The organism is Streptomyces sp. NRRL S-495 (assembly GCF_000966955.1).
Taxonomy (GTDB): Bacteria; Actinomycetota; Actinomycetes; order Streptomycetales; family Streptomycetaceae; genus Kitasatospora; species Kitasatospora purpeofusca.
This window is the reverse complement of sequence record NZ_JZWY01000033.1, coordinates 24,252-42,643: the sequence shown is the minus strand read 5'-3', so window position 1 is coordinate 42,643 and position 18,392 is coordinate 24,252. Positions and strand designations below refer to the sequence as shown.

Genomic DNA, 18,392 nt, shown 5'->3' with positions numbered 1-18,392 from the left:
GGGAGTTTCCGCGGGGCCCTGACCTGGCAGGATGGCGCGATGCCCCGAATACTCGCGCCCCTGCTGAGCGCCACCACCTACGCGCGCTGGCTGCACCTGGTGATCGGCCTGGTCTTCGTCGGCGTCGTGCTGATGGTCTATCCGGGCGTCGAGGGGTGGAGTTCGGGCGAGCTGCTGGCGCGGGCGGTGCCCCTGGACGCCGCGCTGCTGGGGCTGGCCGCTCTGGTGCCCGCGATGCGGCGGGCGGAGGGCGTGCAGGCGCGGCTGCTGCTGGTGCCCGACCGGGAGCAGGACATCGCCGTCGAGCCCGCCCGCGGCTGGGCCGACCGGCGGCGGACGGCGGCCTGGCTGGTCGGCCGGGTGGTCCTCGGCGGGCTCGTCGGCGGGGCCTCGGTCCTCGTGCCCGCCGCCGCCTTCGACCTGGTGGCGCGGCCGGAGCAGGCGGTGTTCGGGCTGCGGTCGGCCGGGGCGGGCGGGCCGGGCTGGGCGCCGCTGCTGGCGCCGGTGCTGCTGTTCGCGCTCGGCTGGCTGGTCGTCTGGGCCGGGCGGCTCCAGCTCGCCATGGCGGTAAGGCTGTTGGGGCCGTCCCCGGCGGAGCGCCTGGCCGCCGCCGAGCTCCGCGCCGAACGCCTGCTGGAACGCAATCTGCTGGCGCGCGAGTTGCACGACTCGATCGGCCACGCGTTGACGGTGACGGTCCTCCAGGCCGGGGCGGCGCGCGAGGTCGGCGACCCGGCGTTCGCCGCCAAGGCGCTGGAGGTCATCGAGGAGACCGGCCGGCGGGCGATGGACGACCTGGAGCGCACGCTCGCCCTGCTGCGCGACCCGGGCGGACCAGGTGAACCGGGCGGCCCCGCTCCAGCCCCCGGGGCCGGCCTCGGGACCGGCCCCGGCAGCGGCGAGGACGCCCGGGAACGGCCCGGGATCGACCGGCTCCCCGCCCTGTTCGAGACCGCCAGGGCGGCCGGCAGCCCCGTCGAGGCCCGGGTCGACGTCCCCTCCGGCGCCCTCCCCGGGGTGCTCTCCCGCGAGGGCTACCGGATCGTCCAGGAGGGCGTCACCAACGCCCTCAAGTACGCGCCGGGGGAGCCGATCAGCGTCCGGATCGCCGTCCGGGACGGGAGCCTGGAACTGCGCTGCGCCAACGCCCTCCGTCCGCAGTCCGCCCGCTCCCACGGCGGCTCACCGCGCCGGGGCGGCAAGGGACTTCGGGGCATCCGCGAACGGGCCGTACTGCTGGGCGGCGAGGCCACGGCCGGCGCCGAGTCCGGCGAGTGGGTGCTGACCGTTCGGGTACCCCTACGCTTGGGCGGGTGACGATCGACATTCTGCTGGCCGACGACGAGGAACTCGTCCGGGCCGGCCTGCGGGTGGTGCTGGAGGCGCAGGGAGACCTGCGGGTGGTGGGGGAGGCGACGGACGGCGCGGAGGCGATCGCACTCGCCCGCCGACTGCGCCCGCAGGTGGTGCTGATGGACGTTCGGATGCCCGGTCTGGACGGCCTCGCCGCCACCCGCGAACTGGTCCGCGACGCCGCCGCGCCCGGCGGGTACGCGCCGAAGATCCTGGTCGTCACCACGTTCGAGATCGACGACTACGTCTACCAGGCGCTGCGGGCGGGCGCGGACGGCTTCCTGCTCAAGCGCACCCGGCCGAGCGAGATCGCCCAGGCCGTACGGCTGGTGGCGGCCGGCGAGTCGCTGCTCTTCCCCGCCCAGATCCGTCGGCTCGCAGCCGCCCAGGGCAACGCGGCGGCGCGCGGAACGATGTCCCGCGCCGCCCTGACCGAACGCGAGGCGGAGGTGCTGCGCCTGGTGGCGCGCGGACTGACCAACGGCGAGATCGCCGAACAGCTCTTTCTCGGGGTGCAGACCGTGAAGACCCACGTCAGCAGCATGCTGGCGAAGCTCGGCGCGCGGGACCGGACCCAGGCGGTCATCCTCGCCTACGAGTCGGGCTTCGTGACGCCCACCGAGTGACCACCGCAGACCTGGGTGGCCGGGCGGCCGGGCGGGAGCGGGGCCCAGGGGGGCCGGCGGCGTTCAGGCCGGATAGGCGTGCGTCTGGGCGGCCTTGACCGCGGCCCAGACCGTCGAGCCCCGCGCCAGGCCCAGTTCGGCGGCCGCCGCCGGGGTGAGGTCGGCGGCCATCGGGACGGCGCCCGCCAGGTCGGCCCGCACCTGGTCGCCGTGGAGGTCGAGCCCGTTGACCGTCAGTTCCCAGACATTGCGCGCGCTCCCCTCCGGCCGCGAGCGGTGGAGGACGACGGCGGACGGCGGGAAGGCGACGAAGACCGGCCCGGACAGGTCCTCGTCGGTGGTCAGCACGGCGCCGTCCGACAGCGTCACCCGGTGCCCGGCCGAGGTGCCCCGGTAGAGGTTCAGCCCGACCAGCCGGGCGATGTAGTCGGTGCGCGGCCGCCGCGCGATCTCCGCCGGCAGGCCGGACTGCACCTCGCGCCCGCCCTCGATCACCACCAGCCGGTCGGCCAGCACCATCGCATCCAGCGGATCGTGCGTCACCAGCACCGCGACCGCCTCGAACTCGGCCAGGTGGCGCCGCAGCTGCGCCCGCACATCGAGCCGGGTGCGGGCGTCCAGGGCGGCCAGCGGCTCGTCCAGCAGCAGCAGCCGCGGCCGGACCGCGAGCGCCCGGGCGAGCGCCACCCGTTGGGCCTGCCCGCCGGAGAGCCGGGCCGGGCGGGCGGCGGCGTGATCGGCCAGGCCCATCCGCTCCAGCCAGCCGGCGGCCTCGGCGCGTGCCTCGCGCTTGGAACGGCCTCGGCAGCGCGGGCCGAAGGCGACGTTGTCGAGGGCGCTCAGATGGGGGAAGAGCAGGTAGTCCTGGAAGACCACGCCGACCGGGCGTTCCTCGGCGGGGGTGTGCAGCCGCTGGGCCGGGTCCTCCAGGACGTCGCCGTCCAGCCGCAGGTGGCCGGCGCCGAGCGGCAGCAGACCGGCCAGCGCGCGCAGGGCGGTGGACTTCCCGGCGCCGTTCGGGCCGAGCAGCGCGACCACCTCGCCGGGGGCGGCGGTGAGGGCGAGGTCCAGGGTGAAGGCGGCGCGGTCGACCCGCAGCCGGGCGTCCAGACCGGCGGCGCCGGGGTGGGAGGTCATCGGCGCGGCACTCCGGGGACGGGAACGGGCACGGGTACGGGGACGGGGACGACAGGGAGGGAGGCGAGGACGGGGACAGGGGTGGCAGTCGGCCTCACGGCGCGGACATCCAGCGCTCGCGCAGGCCGGCCAGGACCGCGATCGACACCACCAGCAGCACCAGGGACAGCGCGATCGCCGCCTCCGGGTCCGACTCCATCGCGAGGTAGACGGCCAGCGGCATGGTCTGCGTGCGGCCCGGGAAGTTGCCCGCGAAGGTGATCGTCGCGCCGAACTCGCCCAGCGCCCGCGCCCAGGCCAGCACGGCGCCGGCCCCGATGCCCGGGGCGATCAACGGCAGGGTGACCCGCCGGAACGCCGTCAGCCGGGAGGCGCCCAGCGTCGCGGCGGCCTCCTCGTAGCGCGGGTCGGCGGCGCGCAGCGCGCCCTCGACGCTGATCACCAGGAACGGCATCGCGACGAACGCCTCCGCGATCACCACGCCGGTGGTGGTGAACGGCAGGGTGATGCCGAAGGCGGAGTCCAGCCAGGAGCCGACGATGCCGCGCCGGCCGAGCACCAGCAGCAGCGCGACGCCGCCGACCACCGGCGGCAGCACCAGCGGCAGGGTGACCAGGGCCCGGACCAGCCGCCGGCCCGGCAGCTCGGTCCGGGCCAGCAGCCAGGCCAGCGGCACGCCCAGGACCAGGGACACCGCGGTGGCGGCCGTCGCGCAGACGAGCGAGAGGCGCAGCGCCTCCCACACCTGCGGGCTGGTGAGCTGCTCCGGGAGCGCGCTCCAGGGCGCCCGGACCAGCAGACCGACCAGGGGGAGGACGAGGAACGCCAGGCCGAGCAGCGCGGGGAGCAGCAGGGCGACCGGCACCCGGCCCGCCCGCCGTCGGCCGCGGCGGCGCGGCCCGCCGGTCCCCGGGGCGGAGTCCGGGCCCGCTCCCCAGGAGTCTCCGGACCCGGTGCCGCTCGCCGCGCCGTCCGCCGTGCCGCCCGCGCGGCCGGTGCGACGGATCACGGCGCCTGGAAGCCCGCCGCGGTCAGCACCTGCTGCGCCTCGGACGACTGGATGTAGGCGACGAAGGCGGCGGCGCCGTCCTTGTTCGGCGCCTTGGCCAGGGCGGCGATCGGGTAGTCGTTCACGGCCTTGGCGGCCTCGGGGAATTCCACGCCGTCGATCTTCGCAGCATCGGCCCGCACATCGGTGCGGTACACGAGCGAGGCGTCGACCTCGCCCAGCTCGACCTTGGTCAGCGCGCCCTTGACGTCCTGCTCCAGGGTGACCGGGGTGAGGTTGACGTTGGCGGCCTTGAGTGCGGTCAGCGCGGCGGCGCCGCAGGGCACCTCCTTCGCGCAGAGCGCGACCTTCACGCCCGGCGCGGCCAGGTCGGCGAGGCCGGCGACGTGCTTGGGGTTGCCCTTGGGGACGGCGATGGCGAGGGTGTTGCGCACGAAGGTCTTCGGCTCGCCGGTGGCGCCGCCCGCGTCGGTGACGGTCTTCATGGTGGCCGGGCTGGCGGCGGCGAACACGTCGGCCGGGGCGCCGGAGTTGATGCTCGTGGCGAGGGCGGAGCTGCCGCCGAAGTTGAAGGTGACCTTGGCGCCGGGGTTGGCGGCCTCGAACTTCTTGCCGAGGTCGGTGAAGGTCTCCTTGAGCGAGGCGGCGGCGAACACGGTGATCGCTCCGGAGGCCTTCGGGACGCCGGCCGCGCTCGTGCCGGCACCGGTCGCCGCGCCCGTGCCGGGGGCGGCGGGGGAACTGCTGCTGCTCTTGGCGTCGGTGTCGCTGCCGCTGCTGCAGGCGGTGGCGCCGAGGGCCAGGACGAGCGCCGCTGCCGCGGTGGCGGTGAGTCTGGTGGCGGTGAGTCTGCGGATGGTCATTCCTTGGCTTCCCCTCCTGGGCGCGCCGGGAGGGGCGCGGGGTTATTGCCGCAGGTGCGGCCATTACGCCGATCATAGTGCCGCATATGCGGGCTGAATTTCGTCTGTCTCATTGCACAGGCCAGGGGTACCGAAGCGGGTGGCGGGCCTGTCGGAAGACGCAAGCGGCCCCGGGGTGCCCGGTGACGGAGGGGCGCGGGGCGGCCGGTGAGCGCGGGGTGGCGCGCGTCGGCAGCACTCTGTGCGCCCCTTCTGTGCCGATTACCCGGCAGTTGCTTTGGGGACGGATCGGGGGGCACGACCGACCGGTCGCGCGGTCGGGGGCGGGGGTGCCCGACCGGACGCGGGACCGGTGAGGCGCACGACCGAGGAGGGGACATGTCGCTGACCGCCGCGACCACCGGCACCACCAGTACTACCGGCACCGCCACCACCATCACCCGGATACCCGGGCCGCCCGGACTCCCGCTGGTGGGCTCGCTGCTCGACCTGACCAGGCGCCCGCTGCGGACGTACCTCGACGCCCGCCGCGACTACGGCGACGTCGTCCGCTTCGCCGCCGGGCCGCCAGGGCTGCGCGCCGAGTTCTACGCGGTGTTCTCGCCGGAGGGCGCGCACCAGGTGCTCGGCAGCGAGGCCGCCAACTTCCGCAAGGACAACAGCTTCTACGACGAGCTGCGGACCAGCCTCGGCAACGGCCTGCTGACCAGCCAGGACGGCGACTACCACCGCCAGCGCCGGCTGATCCAGCCACTGTTCACCCGGCGCCGGGTGGACGGCTACGCGGAGGCGGTCGGGCAGGAGTGCGCGGTGCTCGCCGACCGCTGGCGGGTGGTCCCCGGCGGCGTGGTCGACGTCGCGGAGGAGATGTCGCGGTTCGCGCTGCGCACGGTGTCCCGGATCCTGTTCGGGGCGGACGTGGCGGCGGCGGTGCGGGTGGTGCACCACAGCTTCCCGGTGCTCGGCGAGTTCGTCCTCGAACGCGGCTTCGCGCCGGTGAAGGTGCCCCGCGGCTGGCCGACCCCCGCCAACCGGCGGGCCGCCGGCGCGCAGCGCGACCTCTACGCGGTGTGCGACCGGATCATCGCCGAGCGAGCGGTCCGGCGGGCGGCGGGTGTGGCCGACACCGCTGGTCCGGAGGACCTGCTGGAGCTGCTGACCAGGGCCAGGGGCGAGGACGGGGAGCGGCTCGACCCGGCCGAACTGCGCGACCAGGTCCTGATCTTCCTGCTCGCCGGGCACGAGACCACGGCGACCTCGCTCGCCTTTGCGCTCTTCCTGCTGGCCAAGCACCCGGAGCAGCGGCGCCGGGCCCGCGAGGAGGCGGACGCCGTACTGGCCGGACGGGCGCCGGTGGCGGCGGACCTGGACGCGCTGCCCTACCTCACCCAGGTGCTGAAGGAGGCGATGCGGCTCTACCCGGCCGCCTCGCAGATGGGGCGCCGCTCGGTGGCCGAGTCGGTGATCGACGGGTACGTGGTGCCCGCCGGTGCCCAGGTCATCCTCGCGCCGTGGGTCACCCACCGGCACCCGGACCACTGGGAGCAGCCGGACCGCTTCGACCCGGACCGCTTCCTGCCCGAGCGGGAGAAGGAGCGCCACCGGTACGCCTGGTACCCGTTCGGGGGTGGGCCGAGGGCCTGCATAGGGCAGCACTTCTCCATGCTGGAGTCGGTGCTGGCGCTGGGCGCGCTGCTGCGGGACTTCGAGTTCGAGGCCGTGGACCGCGGCGTCCGGCTGGGCCAGGGCATCACGCTCCAGGTGCGGAGCCCGATGCGGGTCCGGCTGACGCCGCGCGGCTGACGGCAAGCGGCTGGCGCCACGTGGCTAACGGCAAGCGGCCGACGGCGCGGGGGAGTTGGATGCGGAGAGTGCCCGGCCCCGGGCACTCCGCCGTTATGGCGGCCGGAACGGTCGGGCACACGACCGGGACATTCCAACACAGCACCCCGGTGCCGCGGGCGGATTCGCGGATCCTCGCCGCCGCCGGGCGGCCGCGCCGATAGCGTCCCATCCACCCCGGGTCGGAAGCGCACGCACGGACGGCACAAGAAGCACCGTCGCTCCACCACCCCGGCCTCCGCGCGGAGTCCGCCCGGCCCGGGGCACTACCCGGCCCGGGCCGTTCCGGAGCGCGGCCGTCTCGGGGATCGACCGCCCTGGGGAGCGACGTTCCCCCGGGGGCGGTCGTCCCGGCCGATGGGAATCCGAACGCCCGTGCGCCCGGCCGCCGTTGGCGCATCGCCTGCGGGGGGGCGGAGGTTGCCCGGAGCACTTGCAAAGTCCTGGTGCGACTTTGCAAAGTGCTCCGGGACTTTGCAAAGTCGGCTCGGTGCCGCCCCGGAGCCCCCTCTCGCCCCTCTTGCCCCCGCATGCGAATAGCTGCGGAACGGTGGGACGACGAACTATGATGTGATGTGCGTCACAAGACCGTGCGGCCGACGGGCCGATATCCACCGACCGGGCCTTCGGGGTGCCGATTTCCGAGGGGGCGGGATGGGAGTCACGGCCGGTTGCCGAGGCGGGGCGGATCCGGGCCCGCGCCCGTCGGCCGAATCGGCGGAATTCGACCGGGTGTTCACGGCAATGCTGCCCAGACTCCAGCGCGCCGCCGTGCGCATGCTCGGGGATCCGTTCGGCGCGGGCGACGTCGTTCACGAGGTGTATCTGCGGATCGCCCGGAATCCCGCCCGCTTCCTCGGCCATCCCCGGCCCTATGCCTACGCGTTCACCGCAATGGCGAACGTCGTGCGCGACGAGTGGCGCCGCGACCGCCGCCGACTGCTCCCGTACGAGGCGATCGAGGACATCGGGCCGGTTGGCGGGTGGGGCGATGGGTACGACGATCCGTCGGTCGGCGGGGTGGCCGAGCTGCAGGCGCACTGGGAGGTGCTGCGACTGCTGCGCCGTCTGACGGTGAAGCAGGCCCGGGCGGTGCTGTTGGTCGACCTCGACGGTTACAGCCTGGAGGAGGCGGCCGAGCTCCTCGGAGTGCACCGCTCCACCCTGGCGGTCACCCGGCGCCGGGCCCTGGACCGGCTGCGGAACGTCCTCGAACAAGAACGCGAGTCGCCCGCCGGGGCCGGGGCCGGGCCCGGCCCCCCGCCCGGGCATGTGCCAGGGGCGCGCGCGGGGTCCGACGCACCGGTCTGACGGCAAGTCAGCTCAGCTCCGGCCTCGCCCCGTACGCTGCAAATCGTGATCACGTACGAGGAGCATCGGCTCCGCTCCCTGGTGGACGAGGGCCGTTGGATCGAACTGCTGGGCGCCTATCGGCAGGCCCGTGCCGCCGCCGTCGCGCTCGACCTGGCGGACGGCGACCTGGCGGACGGCGGCCGGGCAAACGGAGGCCGGGCGGGCGGCGGTGGGGCGGCCGGTGCCTGGGCGGTCGCGGCCGCCCAGGGCCGGGCCGGCATCGCCACCGCCGCGCTCGGCCACCTGATCGCGTACGCCGCGCCGCCCGAGGTCGCCGCACGACTGTTCGACGCGGACGGCGGTCCCGGCACGGCGGCGGGGGTGGCCGACCACGACGCCGGGCCGCTCTGGGAGGTGCTGGCGACCCGGCACACCTGGCGGCGGCTCGCCCCGCTGCTCGGTCCGGCCCCGGTGCGGCGGCTGGTCGCGCAGACCCGGGTGCTGCTCGGCGAGGACCTCTCCCGGGGCGCCGAACCGGACCCCGAGGGGGTGCCGCTGCTGCTGGAGCCCTGGGAGTCGGTGGGACGGGCCGAGGGCATGCCGGTCCGGGAGTACCTGCGCCACGGCGGTTCGCGCAGCGCCCTGCTGACGCTGCCCGCCAGTCGGGAGGGGCTGGCCCGGGTGGAACTGCCCGAACCCGGCGCCCGGCTGCCCGGGCAGCCGGCCACCCGGGCGCTGGCGGAGCTGGCCGGCTGGGCGCGGACGGTCTGCGTGCGCGGACCGGCGGCGGGGGCCGCCGCCCAGCTCGCGCCGGGGCCGCTGGTCACCGGCGGCTACCTGCCGTTCGCCCTCGCCTGGCCGGCGCTGGTGCAGGCGGGCATCGCGGACCGCGCGCACGGAGCGGCCCACGGGCGGCTGGCGCTGTGGCGGGTGCTGACGGCGATGACCGGCGCGAAGCGGCCGGAGTCGGCGGACCGGGCGGAGGTCCGCGCCCTGGTCGCGAGGATGCGCTGCTTCACCTGGGACGATCCGGCCGACCGGCTGCGGCACCTGCACCTCGCGCTGGAGGACCCGGCGACCGGGCTGAGCTGGGCGGTCAGCGGCTCGGAGGAGGTCTGAGCGGGCCGTTCGCCCTCTGGGGGGGCGGGTCTCGTGCCCGGCCCGAGGATGCTCGGCCCCGGGACATGCGGGACCCCTGGTCCGGCGCCTTTTCCGGGGGGTTGGGCGGGGCGCCGGACCAGGGGAGTGTGAGGGGGCGGGCCGCAGCTCAGGCGGCCGTCGTCGTGGCTGCCGCCGTCGCGGCCGCAGTGGCGGTGGTGGCCGGGGCCGGGACCGGCGCGGCCGCCGGGGCGCCGTGCGGATCCGTGTCCAGCAGCGTCCGCTCGTCGAAAGGCACCGCGCCCGCCAGCACCTGCCGGGCCCGCTCGCGGTCGAGCTCCCCGGTCCACTGCCCGATCAGCACGGTGGCGACGGCGTTCCCGGCGAAGTTGGTCAGCGCCCGGGCCTCGGACATGAACCGGTCGATGCCGACGATCAGCCCGACGCCGTCCACCAGGGCCGGCTTGTGCGACTGGAGCCCGCCCGCGAGGGTGGCCAGTCCGGCGCCCGTGACGCCGGCCGCGCCCTTGCTGGCGATCACCATGAAGACCAGCAGCGACAGCTGCTCGCCCACCGACATCGGCTTGTCCATCGCCTCCGAGATGAAGATCGAGGCCATGGTCAGGTAGATCGCGGTGCCGTCCAGGTTGAAGCTGTAGCCGGTCGGGACGGTGATGCCGACCACCGGGCGGCTGACGCCCAGATGCTCCATCTTGGCGATCAGCCGGGGGAGGGCGCTCTCCGAGGAGGAGGTGGAGAGGATCAGCAGGAACTCGCGGCCCAGGTAGCGCAGCAGGGTGAAGATGTTGACGCCGGCGACCAGGCGCAGCAGGGTGCCGAGCACCACGACCACGAACAGGGCGCAGGTCAGGTAGAAGCCGATCATGATGACGGCGAGGCTCTTCAGCGCGGCCGTACCGGTGGCGCCGACCACCGCGGCCATCGCCCCGAAGGCGCCGATCGGTGCCACCCACATGATCATCGCCATGACCCGGAAGACCAGCCGCTGCACGTGCTCGATGCCGCGCAGCACGGGTGCGCCGGCCGGGCCCATCGCCTGCAGGGCGAAGCCGGCCAGCAGGGCGATCAGCAGGGTCTGCAGCACCTTGCCCTCGGTGAGGGCGGAGAGCATGGTGGTCGGGATCATCCCGAGTAGGAAGTCGGCGGTGGACTGCGCGCCGCCGGCGGCGGCCTGGGCGTGGCCGGACTTGGCGAGCGCGGAGGTCAGGTGGAGGCCGCCGCCGGGCTCCAGCAGGTTGCCGACCAGCAGGCCGATGCCGAGGGCGACGGTCGACATGGCGAGGAAGTAGCCGAGTGCCAGGCCGCCGACCTTGCCGACCTTGGCGGCCTTGGTGACCGAGCCGATGCCGAGCACGATGGTGCAGAAGATGACCGGGCTGATCATCATCTTGATGAGGTTGACGAACCCCGTGCCGATGGGCTTCAGCTCCACCGCGAAGTCCGGTGCGGCCAGGCCCACCACGACGCCCGCGACGACCGCCGCGATCACGGCGAGGTAGAGGACGTGGGTGCGGTCCTTCGGTCTGGCGCCCGCGCCCGCCGCTGCTCCGGTGATCGACATCTGTGGCTCCTTCGCCCTGCTGTGCCCGGTAGCGCGTGCGCCTGTGGGGATGCGCTCATGGGGGTGCGCCGACGTGCGGTCCGGGGGCCCCGGGTGGTGGGCCGCTCCGACTATGCGGTCCGGGCGTGACGCGGGTCACGTTTGCGTTCATAGAGTTCACATCACCCCGTCCTCGCAGCGGGGTCCGCGCCGCCGGGGCCGTGGTGCACACTGACAGGCATGTCCGTGCGTACCCCTCTCCCGCCGCGCCGGCTGGTGCGCAGCCTGGCCGGACAGCTCTTCGTCGTCCAGGTGGTCATCGTCGCGGCCGTGGTCGCGGGCGGGGCGGTGCTCGCGTACCTGTTCACCGCCGGGCGGGCCGACGACGCGGCCCGCCGCCAGGTCACCGCCGTCGCCCGCGCCGTCGCCGACTCGCCGACCGTCCGCGACGCCGCCGGCGCGCCCGATCCGACGGCCGTGCTCCAGCCCTACGCCGAGCGGGTGCGGGTCGACACCGGGGTCTCCTTCGTCACCGTGATGGACACCGCCGGCGTCCGCTGGACCCACCCGCTGCCCGAGCAGATCGGGCGGCCCTTCCTCGGGCACATCGACTGGGCGCTCGCCGGGGAGACCCGCAGCGAGACCTACACCGGCACGCTCGGCCCGTCGGTGCGGGTGGTCACCCCGGTGCTGGACGAGCGGCACCGGGTGGTGGCCCTGGTCAGCGCCGGTATCACGGTGCAGTCCATCTCGGCCCAGCTGCGCGGCCCGCTGCTCGCGCTGGTGGGGGTCGCGGGGGCCGCGCTGGCCGTCGGCGGGATCGGCACCTACCTCGCCAACTCCCGGCTGCGGCGGCACACCCACGGCATGGGGCCGGCCGAACTCAGCCATCTCTACGAGTACCACCAGGCCACCCTGCACGCCGTCCGGGAGGGGCTGGTCCTGCTCGACCGCGAGCACCGGGTGGTGCTCTGCAACGACGCGGCGCGCGAACTCCTCGGCCTGGAGGGGGCGGTGGAGGGCCGCCCGGTCGACGGGCTGGGACTGCCGGACGCGCTGCTGGCGGCCGTCTCCGGGGACGCGCCGGTCCGGGACGAGGTCCATCTGACCGCCGAGCGGGTGGTGGTGCTCAACACCTCCACCATCGGCACCGGGCTCGGCCGCGTCCTCACCCTCCGCGACCACACCGAACTCCAGGCGCTGAGCGGCGAGCTGGACTCCGTGCGCGGCTTCACCGAGGCGCTCGGCGCGCAGGCGCACGAGGCCGCCAACCGGCTGCACGCCGTTGTCTCGCTGATCGAACTCGGCCGTCATCGCGAGGCGGTGGAGTTCGCCACCGCCGAACTCGCCCTCGCCCAGCGGCTCACCGACCGGGTGGTGGCCGCCGTCGGTGAACCGGTGCTGGCCGCCCTGCTGCTGGGCAAGGCCGCCCAGGCCGCCGAGCGGGGCGTGGAGTTGACGCTCACGCCGGACAGTTCGATCGACGACGGCGTGCTGCCGGCGCGACTGACCGCCCGCGACCTCATCACCGTCCTCGGCAACCTGATCGACAACGCCGTGGACGCCGCGATCACCGGCGCGGCCGCGAACCCCGGGCCCCCGGAGGTCACCGTCACCGCCCGGATCGACGGGGAGCACCTGCTGCTGCGGGTCGCCGACACCGGGGCCGGGATCGACCCGGGCGCGGTGGACGACGTGTTCCGGCGCGGGTGGAGCACCAAGCAGGACGGCCGGAGCGGCCAAGGAAGCGGCGACGGCAACGGCGACGGCAACCGCGATGGCAGCGGCCACGGAAGCGGGGCGGGAGACCGGAGCGGCCACGGGCGCGGACTCGGGCTCGCCCTGGTCGCCCAGGCCGCCCGGCGCAACGGCGGCACCGTCGAGGTGGGCCGGGAGCGCGGCGCGGTGCTCACCGTCCGGCTGCCGCTCTCCCGCCCGGCGCGCGACGGCGCGGGGGAGCGCGAGCGCGTGGCGGTGGCCCCGTGAACCGCGACACCGGCCGGGCCGAGAGCGCCGGAAGCGCCGAACGGGCCGAGATCTCCGTCCTGGTGGTCGAGGACGACCCGGTGGCCGCCGCCGCCCACACCCTCTACGTGGAGCGCGAGCCGGGATTCCGGGCCGTCGGCACCGTGCACGGCTGCGCGGAGGCGCTGCGCTTCCTGGAGCGGGCCCGGGCCGCCGGGCGACCCGTCGACCTGCTGCTGCTCGACCTCTACCTGCCCGACGGGCACGGCCTCCAGCTCTGCGGCACCCTGCGCGCGGCCGGGCACGCCACCGACGTCATCGCGGTCACCTCCGCCCGCGACCTCGCGATGGTCCGCCGGGCCGTGTCCGCCGGCGTGGTCCAGTACCTGCTGAAGCCGTTCGCGGCCGCCGCGCTGCACGACCGCCTGGAGCGCTACGCCCGCTACCGGGACACCCTCGCGCGGACCGGGTCGGCCACCGGGCAGGACGAGGTCGACCAGGCGCTCGCGCTGCTGCGGATGCCCGAACGCACCGCCCTGCCGAAGGGGTTGAGCGCTCCGACGCTGGACACCGTGGCCGGGGTGCTGCGCGCGGACCGCGCCGGCCTGTCGGCCGCCGCCGCCGGTGCGGCGGCCGGTGTCTCGCGGATCACCGCCCGCCGCTACCTGGAGCACCTCGTGGACACCGGCCTCGCCGTCCGGGAGCCCCGGTACGGCACGGTCGGTCGGCCGGAGCTCTGCTACCGCTGGACGGGCGGCTCCGGCGGCTCCGGCGGCACCGGGGTACGGGGGTAGGGGCAGGCGACCCGGCCGTCCGCCGGGCCCGCCGGTGTCCTCCGGGCGGCGCCCGACTCAGTCCTGCCCCTCGCTCTCGACCGCGGCCTCGTACGCGAGCAGGGTGTCGACGAACAGCTTGCGCTGGTCCGGCGTGAGGGGCGCCAGGGCCTTGCGCCACGCGGCCGCGCCCGGGGCGAGCCAGGACGTGATCGCGGGCTGCTGATCTGCGGCGATGCCGATGATCCGCCGGCGCCGGTCCGCCTCGTCCTCGCGCCGCTCCAGGATTCCCTTCCGGCTCAGGTCGCCGACGAGCAGGCTCACCGTCGTCGGTGCGACCTCCAGGCGGGCCGCCAGCTCGTTCACGGTCATCGGCCCGTCGAGGAGCAGGTAGGCGAGCAGCGAGAGGTGGCGCGGCGCCAGCGCGAGGGACTGCAGCGCCTCGGGCACGGGGATCTTCTTGACCCGGCCCACCATCCGGGGCATGAGCAGGAGCAGCGCCCTGACGGTGTCGTCGACCCCGCCGTCGCCGTCGCCGTCACTGCTCCGGGCAGGGCCGTGCGCCGTGGGCCTTGACATGGCACACCCCTTTCTATTTATCTTTGAGGCCAAAGGTATTTTGCTGGCAAAGCCAGCTGCTGCCATCCTATGGACCGCTGTGAACGGAGTCGCCACCGTGCCGCACTACACCGTGCACATCCGCGAGGAAGCCCTCGACGGGACCGTGGAACCGAAGCTGATCAGTGCGCTGGCCGACGCGGTCGGCGCCGTCTACGGGCAGGAGTTCCGCCGCCTCGTCGGGGTCGACCTGATCGGCGTCCCGCAGCACCGGCGCGGCGTCGGCGGCGAACCCGTCGACCACGACGCGCCCCTCGTCACGCTCAGCATGCGCGAGGCGGCCTACCACGTGCCCGAGGTGCCGGACGCTCCCGCCCGCCTGGTGGCCGCGACCACCGACGCCCTGGCCGGGGTGCTCGGCGAGGCCGTCCGCGAGCAGGTCGTCGTGACGATCGTCGGCGTCCCCGACGGCCGCACCGGAGTCGGCGGCGCGGTGGCCTGACCGGCCCGCGCGGGCCGGGCCCGTGCGGGTCGGACCCACGGGGGCCGGACCGATGTGGGCCGGACCCGCGACGGTCGGCCGCCCGCGGTCGTGGCGCGGGTCAGCGGGTGACGAACTGGGTGAGCAGGGCCTGGACCTCGTAGATGTCGACGCCCTTGGTGAAGTTCTTGGATATCGGCAGCGCGGCGCCCGAGACCCAGATCTTCAGCTCGGCGTCCAGGTCGAAGGTGCCGGCGGTCTCCACGGCGAAGTGGGTGATCGAACGGTAGGGGATCGAGTGGTACTCGGTCTTCTTGCCGGTGATGCCCTGCTTGTCGATGAGGATCAGCCGGCGGTCGGTGAACAGGAAGGTGTCGCGGACCAGCTGGTAGGCGGCGTGGACCTGCTCGCCCTCGCCGAACAGCCGGGCGAACTCCTTCTGGGCCTCGCCGTTGTCCACCCGGTGGGCGTTGCCGAACAGTGCCATACCGACTCCTCTCGCGGGCGCCCGGTGCGGCGCCTGGGGCCCCGAGTCTGACACGCCGACGATCATGGTGTCCGGGCGGCCCCGGGCGCCTCCGGGTCGAACCCCGGTGGTCCCCTGGCGGCCCCCGGTCGACCGAGGGGTCTCGGTCGTGACCTCCCGACCGTGACTTCCCGACGGCCCGCTCGTTGACGGAACGGACGGGTTGTCACTCGCAAGGGTGGTTCCGGTGCCCCCCGGACGGATCGGGACAGGTCAGACAAGTAAGGTTAGGCTCACCTAATTTTTTGGGAGTCCGCCTTGACGCTCGCCGCTGAGCCCGCCACCGGTCCGACCGTCCCCCGCGCAGCCACCGTCCCGGTGGCGGGCCCGGCGCCCGCGCCCGCCGCCGGGACGGCATCCCCGGCGAGCGCCGTCCTGCGCCGCCAGCGCCTGCGCGAGTCCGCCGCCCGCACCTACGCGCGCTCGTTCCCGATCGTCCCCGTGCGCGCCAGCGGCATGACCGTCGAAGGCGCCGACGGCCGCCGCTACCTCGACTGCCTCTCCGGTGCCGGCACCCTCGCCCTCGGCCACAACCACCCCGTGGTCCTGGCGGCGATCCGCCGCACCCTCGACAGCGGCGCCCCCCTCCACCTGCTCGACCTCGCGACCGCCGAGAAGGACGACTTCACCACCGCCCTGTTCGAGAGCCTGCCGCCCGCCTTCGCCGACGGGGCGCGGGTGCACTTCTGCGGGCCCGCCGGGACCGACGCCGTCGAGGCCGCGCTCAAGCTGATGCAGACCGCGACCGGCCGTTCCGGCGCCCTCGCCTTCACCGGCGCCTACCACGGGATGACCGCCGGCTCCCTCGCGCTCACCGGCAACGTCGCCGTCAAGGAACCGCTGCCCCTACCCCTACGGCTACCGCTGCCCGTTCGGGGTCGGCGGGGCGGCGGGCGCCGAACTGTCGGCCACCTACGTCGAACGGCTGCTCGACGACCCGGCCGGCGGCGTCGTCCCGCCCGCCGCGATGGTCCTGGAGGCCGTCCAGGGCGAGGGCGGCGTCGTCCCCGCACCGGACGACTGGTTGCGCGCCATGCGCCGGATCACCGCCGAGCGCCGCATCCCGCTGATCGTCGACGAGGTGCAGACCGGCGTGGGCCGCACCGGCGCGATGTGGGCGGTCGAGTACAGCGGGATCGTGCCCGACGCGATGGTGCTCTCCAAGGCGATCGGCGGCAGCCTCCCGCTCGCCGTCGTCGTCTACCGGGAGGAGTACGACGGCTGGCGGCCCGGCGCCCACACCGGCACCTTCCGCGGCAACACGCTGGCGATGGCGGCCGGAGCCGCCACGCTCCGCTACGTCGCCGCCAACGGGCTGGCCGAACGGGCGGCGGTGGTCGGCGACCGGATGGTCGAACGATTGCGCGCGCTGGCCGGGGAACTCCCCGCGATCGGCGACGTGCGCGGACGCGGGCTGATGATCGGCGTCGAACTCGTCGACCCGACCGCGGAGCCGGACGCCTGCGGGGCCCGGCCGGCCGCGCCCGAGCTCGCGGTCCGGGTCCGCGAGGCCTGCCTGGCACGCGGTCTGATCGTCGAACTCGGCGGGCGGCACGACGCCGTCCTGCGGCTGCTGCCCCCGCTCACCATGACGGACGAGCAGGCGGCCGCGGTGCTGGACCGGCTCGCGGACGCCATCGCGGCGGCCTCGGCGTGAGCGGCGGCCCGGACGGAGGGGGCGGGTTCGGGGCCGGGGCGGGCGCCGGGGCCGGGGACGGCCGCGGGGCGTCCTGGCCGGACCCGGCCGAGGGCGCCGACGCACCCCTCGACGCCCTCTCCGGCGGCGTCGGCGGACCCGCCGCGCTCGGCCCGCTGCTCGCCACCGTCCTCGACGCGCTGGAGACCGGCGCCACCCGGCGCGGCGGCCCGCTGCCGCCCGGCCGCCCCGGCGACCTCGCCGCCCTGGTCGACCGGGCGCTCGCCGCCGCCGAGGGCCCCGACGCCCTCGCCCGCCTCACCGAACTGCTCGCCCACGGCGCCGCCGACCCCGCCGACCCGTTCTGCGCCGCCCATCTGCACTGCCCGCCGCTCGCCGTGGCCACCGCCGCCGACCTCGCCGTCAGCGCCCTCAACCCCTCCCAGGACTCCTGGGACCAGGCCCCCGCGGCGACGGCGCTGGAGACCGCGCTGCTCGCCGAACTCGCCGCCCTGGTCGGCTACGACCCCGCCCGGGCCGCCGGCGTGGTCACCTCCGGCGGCACCGAGTCCAACCTCATGGGCCTGATGCTCGCCCGCGACCAGAAGCTCGACGGCATCGTCGAACTCGACGGGCTCCTCGGTCTGCCCGCCGGCGTCCGGCCCCGGATCTTCGCCTCCCGGGCCGCGCACTTCTCGGTCCAGCGGGCCGCCGCCCTGCTCGGCCTCGGCGAACGCGCCGTCGTCCCGGTCGACGTCGACCGCGAGCTGAGGATGGACCCGGTGGCGCTCGAACGCGCCCTGGCCGAGGCGAGTTGGGCCGGACACACCCCCGTCGCGGTGGTCGCCACCGCCGGCACCACCGACACCGGCGCCGTCGACCCGCTGCCCGCCGTCGCCGACCTCGCCGCCCGCTACGACGCCTGGCTGCACGTCGACGCCGCGTACGGCGGCGGCGCCCTGCTCTCCGACCGGCTCGCCCCCCTGCTCGCCGGCATCGAACGCGCCGACTCCGTCTCGCTGGACTGGCACAAGCTCGGCTGGCAACCGGCCGCCGCCGGCGTCTTCCTGGTGCGCCACGCCGAGACCTATGTCTCGCTCGCCCGCCGGGCCGTCTACCTCAACCCGGCCGACGACGAACAGGCGGGCTACCCGAGCCTGTTGGGCCTCTCGCTGCGCACCACCCGGCGGCCCGACGCCTTCAAGCTCGCCGTCACCCTGCGCACCCTCGGCCGCGCCGGGCTCGGCCGGCTCGTCGACGCCTGCCACGATCTCGCGCGCTCCGCCGCCGACGCCGTCCGGGCCGAACCGGAGCTGGAACTGCACACCGAACCCGTGCTGACCGCCCTGCTGTTCCGCTACCGCCCGGTCGGCCCGGAATCCCCGCAGACGGCCGCCGATCCGGCCGCCGATCCGGCCGCGCTCGACCGGGTCAACGCCGAGCTGCGGCGCGAACTGCTGCGCGGCGGACGGGCCGTGGTCGGCCGGACCGAACTGCCCGGCGAGGGCCCCGGCCGGGTCCGGCTCAAACTGACGCTGCTCAACCCGCACACCACAACGGCCGAGGTGGCCGCCCTGATCGGCGAGATCGTCCGCGCCGGCCGCGAGAGCTGGCGCTGGGTCGGCCGGTAGGGCGGGTGGTGGGCCAGGCCGGTCCACCCCCACCCTGACC

General features: G+C 75.3%; 15 protein-coding genes and 1 pseudogene. 10 read left to right on the top strand and 6 right to left on the bottom strand.

From position 1 onward, the window contains the following. Window positions 1–39: 39 nt before the first annotated feature. Together VR45_RS02760 and VR45_RS02755 are read left to right on the top strand one after the other, a co-directional pair. Window positions 40–1,317, top strand: coding sequence for a histidine kinase (locus tag VR45_RS02760; RefSeq protein ID WP_045938044.1), 1,278 nt, complete (start codon window positions 40–42; stop codon window positions 1,315–1,317). Beyond that, on the top strand, window positions 1,314–1,979 hold the full coding sequence (locus VR45_RS02755) for a response regulator transcription factor (RefSeq protein WP_045938043.1): 666 nt from the start codon (window positions 1,314–1,316) through the stop codon (window positions 1,977–1,979). Before VR45_RS02760 ends, VR45_RS02755 begins: the two co-directional genes overlap by 4 nt. A 63-nt stretch (window positions 1,980–2,042) precedes the next feature. Here VR45_RS02755 and VR45_RS02750 read toward each other — a convergent pair whose 3' ends face one another. The 3 genes from VR45_RS02750 to modA all read right to left on the bottom strand — a co-directional run bounded on the left by VR45_RS02750 (window position 2,043) and on the right by modA (window position 4,988). Beyond that, window positions 2,043–3,116 carry an ABC transporter ATP-binding protein gene (locus VR45_RS02750; RefSeq protein ID WP_045938042.1) on the bottom strand — a complete coding sequence of 358 codons (1,074 nt, stop codon included), beginning with the start codon at window positions 3,114–3,116 and terminating at the stop codon, window positions 2,043–2,045. Window positions 3,117–3,210: 94 nt separating this feature from the next. Further along, window positions 3,211–4,125, bottom strand: coding sequence for an ABC transporter permease (locus VR45_RS02745; RefSeq protein ID WP_234325808.1), 915 nt, complete (start codon window positions 4,123–4,125; stop codon window positions 3,211–3,213). Continuing rightward, entirely contained in the window at window positions 4,122–4,988 is an 867-nt protein-coding gene (gene modA / locus VR45_RS02740; RefSeq protein ID WP_045938041.1) for a molybdate ABC transporter substrate-binding protein, read from the bottom strand. The genes VR45_RS02745 and modA overlap by 4 nt, the downstream gene beginning before the upstream one ends. A gap of 378 nt (window positions 4,989–5,366) precedes the next feature. Here modA and VR45_RS02735 point away from each other — a divergent pair, with 378 nt between their 5' ends. The 3 genes from VR45_RS02735 to VR45_RS02725 all read left to right on the top strand — a co-directional run bounded on the left by VR45_RS02735 (window position 5,367) and on the right by VR45_RS02725 (window position 9,242). Then, window positions 5,367–6,791 carry a cytochrome P450 gene (locus tag VR45_RS02735; RefSeq protein WP_045938040.1) on the top strand — a complete coding sequence of 475 codons (1,425 nt, stop codon included), beginning with the start codon at window positions 5,367–5,369 and terminating at the stop codon, window positions 6,789–6,791. A gap of 612 nt (window positions 6,792–7,403) precedes the next feature. Then, entirely contained in the window at window positions 7,404–8,141 is a 738-nt protein-coding gene (locus VR45_RS02730) for an RNA polymerase sigma factor (protein ID WP_353612657.1), read from the top strand. Between the two features lie 45 nt (window positions 8,142–8,186). Continuing rightward, window positions 8,187–9,242, top strand: coding sequence for a hypothetical protein (locus tag VR45_RS02725; protein ID WP_045938039.1), 1,056 nt, complete (start codon window positions 8,187–8,189; stop codon window positions 9,240–9,242). A 148-nt stretch (window positions 9,243–9,390) separates the two neighbouring features. Here the strand turns inward: VR45_RS02725 and VR45_RS02720 are convergent, their stop codons facing one another. Beyond that, the gene (locus VR45_RS02720; protein WP_045938038.1) at window positions 9,391–10,803 is read right to left on the bottom strand and encodes a cation:dicarboxylase symporter family transporter; all 1,413 of its coding nucleotides are present in this window, start codon (window positions 10,801–10,803) and stop codon (window positions 9,391–9,393) included. A gap of 219 nt (window positions 10,804–11,022) precedes the next feature. Here VR45_RS02720 and VR45_RS02715 point away from each other — a divergent pair, with 219 nt between their 5' ends. Both VR45_RS02715 and VR45_RS02710 read left to right on the top strand, forming a co-directional pair. After that, window positions 11,023–12,768: a sensor histidine kinase gene (locus tag VR45_RS02715; RefSeq protein WP_045938037.1), complete on the top strand. Its 1,746-nt coding sequence runs from the start codon at window positions 11,023–11,025 to the stop codon at window positions 12,766–12,768. Further along, on the top strand, window positions 12,765–13,541 hold the full coding sequence (locus VR45_RS02710) for a response regulator (RefSeq protein ID WP_045938036.1): 777 nt from the start codon (window positions 12,765–12,767) through the stop codon (window positions 13,539–13,541). Before VR45_RS02715 ends, VR45_RS02710 begins: the two co-directional genes overlap by 4 nt. Window positions 13,542–13,598: 57 nt before the next feature. Here the strand turns inward: VR45_RS02710 and VR45_RS02705 are convergent, their stop codons facing one another. Further along, entirely contained in the window at window positions 13,599–14,099 is a 501-nt protein-coding gene (locus VR45_RS02705; RefSeq protein WP_045938035.1) for a MarR family transcriptional regulator, read from the bottom strand. A gap of 79 nt (window positions 14,100–14,178) precedes the next feature. Here VR45_RS02705 and VR45_RS02700 point away from each other — a divergent pair, with 79 nt between their 5' ends. Then, on the top strand, window positions 14,179–14,580 hold the full coding sequence (locus VR45_RS02700) for a hypothetical protein (RefSeq protein WP_107084082.1): 402 nt from the start codon (window positions 14,179–14,181) through the stop codon (window positions 14,578–14,580). 100 nt (window positions 14,581–14,680) lie between these two features. On the opposite strand, the gene VR45_RS02695 is transcribed toward VR45_RS02700, so the two are convergent. Then, complete coding sequence (locus tag VR45_RS02695; RefSeq protein WP_045938034.1) at window positions 14,681–15,046, bottom strand: PH domain-containing protein; 366 nt, start codon at window positions 15,044–15,046, stop codon at window positions 14,681–14,683. 357 nt (window positions 15,047–15,403) lie between these two features. Between VR45_RS02695 and VR45_RS02690 the strand changes: the two are divergent. Next, window positions 15,404–16,742: pseudogene (locus VR45_RS02690) on the top strand (diaminobutyrate--2-oxoglutarate transaminase family protein). Next, entirely contained in the window at window positions 16,739–18,352 is a 1,614-nt protein-coding gene (locus VR45_RS02685; protein WP_199925890.1) for an aminotransferase class I/II-fold pyridoxal phosphate-dependent enzyme, read from the top strand. The pseudogene VR45_RS02690 and the gene VR45_RS02685 overlap by 4 nt, the downstream one beginning before the upstream one ends. Window positions 18,353–18,392 lie beyond the last annotated feature (40 nt).

Excerpts from the sequence above, each read along its gene's own strand:
- VR45_RS02760 (WP_045938044.1), top strand. The coding sequence starts at position 40 with ATGCCCCGAATACTCGCGCCCCTGCTGAGCGCCACCACCTACGCGCGC.
- VR45_RS02715 (WP_045938037.1), top strand. The coding sequence starts at position 11,023 with ATGTCCGTGCGTACCCCTCTCCCGCCGCGCCGGCTGGTGCGCAGCCTG.
- VR45_RS02705 (WP_045938035.1), bottom strand. The coding sequence starts at position 14,099 with ATGTCAAGGCCCACGGCGCACGGCCCTGCCCGGAGCAGTGACGGCGAC.
- VR45_RS02750 (WP_045938042.1), bottom strand. The coding sequence starts at position 3,116 with ATGACCTCCCACCCCGGCGCCGCCGGTCTGGACGCCCGGCTGCGGGTC.
- VR45_RS02695 (WP_045938034.1), bottom strand. The coding sequence starts at position 15,046 with ATGGCACTGTTCGGCAACGCCCACCGGGTGGACAACGGCGAGGCCCAG.
- modA (WP_045938041.1), bottom strand. The coding sequence starts at position 4,988 with ATGACCATCCGCAGACTCACCGCCACCAGACTCACCGCCACCGCGGCA.
- VR45_RS02735 (WP_045938040.1), top strand. The coding sequence starts at position 5,367 with ATGTCGCTGACCGCCGCGACCACCGGCACCACCAGTACTACCGGCACC.
- VR45_RS02720 (WP_045938038.1), bottom strand. The coding sequence starts at position 10,803 with ATGTCGATCACCGGAGCAGCGGCGGGCGCGGGCGCCAGACCGAAGGAC.
- VR45_RS02730 (WP_353612657.1), top strand. The coding sequence starts at position 7,404 with ATGTGCGTCACAAGACCGTGCGGCCGACGGGCCGATATCCACCGACCG.